This is a genomic window from Pseudoalteromonas sp. TB25, assembly GCF_000497995.1.
GTDB lineage: Bacteria > Pseudomonadota > Gammaproteobacteria > Enterobacterales > Alteromonadaceae > Pseudoalteromonas > Pseudoalteromonas distincta.
The window spans coordinates 1-939 of record NZ_AUTI01000173.1; the positions used below are offsets into that span (position 1 = coordinate 1).

Consider the following 939-nt stretch of genomic DNA (forward strand, 5'->3'; position numbering starts at 1 on the left):
CCGCCTAGCTCGTCATTGCCTTCAATGTCGTGTAATAAACAGTTCATTAATGCAAGGCGGCGGGTTTCGGGTACTAGCTCAAGCCCTACAAAGGCACGCTTCATTTGGAATTCTTGGGTTTCGTCGTCTAGGTCGTCTAAATCGTTGGTTTGGCTTTTAATGTATTTGTCGGCCTCGATTAAAAAACCTGCGGTACCCGCTGCGGGATCTTGAATAATTTCGCGAGGTTGTGGCTTTAGTAAACGCACCATTGTTTCTATTAGTGGCCTTGGCGTAAAGTATTGGCCGGCGCCCGATTTAGTTTCGTTGGCGTTTTTTTGTAATAAGCCTTCGTACATGTCGCCAAAGTCGTCACGAGTTTTAACAACATTCTCGCCATCGCCGCTTTCGTACCAATCTAGGCTATCCATTGTGGTTACAAGCTCTGTAAGCTGCCCTGCATTGGTAATAGTGGTGTTTACGTTTTGGAATATTGCACGCACAATAGCGTGGTCGTCGTTACCTAGCTGTACCAGCATATTGCGGTAAAATTGTAGTTGGTCGAGCCCTATTTTTCCTTTTAGGTCGTTCCAACGCATACCTTGTGGTAGTAAGTCGGTTTCGGTGCCTGTTTGCTCGGTCATTTTTAAAAACAGCAATGTGGCCAGCTCGTTTACGTAGTTTTGATAAGACACGCCGCCATCGCGCAGGGTGTCACACATTTTCCAAAGTTTGGCTACTAAATCATTGTTGTTCATAGTGTCTCTTCATTTTTGGGTTAGCCTTAAGGCCAACGCTTCACAGTATTTGGTATTGTAATATAAGGGTTAAGGTAAACCTGCATTAATTACGCAGGTTGCTCCCACATATAGTTATTAAATTGTTCTAGCACTTGGTTAAACTCGTTATTAAAAATAGCATCGAGCTTGCGCTTACCCCCTCGGCGGCGGTAATTGCCGG

The 939-nt window shown here is 44.8% G+C and carries 1 protein-coding gene; it reads right to left on the bottom strand.

Annotated features, from left to right (window positions below; translation table 11 throughout):
• Positions 1-737: class I SAM-dependent DNA methyltransferase (locus L652_RS0103795; protein WP_024603305.1), on the bottom strand; the 737-nt coding region annotated here is incomplete at its 3' end.
• Positions 738-939: the final 202 nt, after the last annotated feature.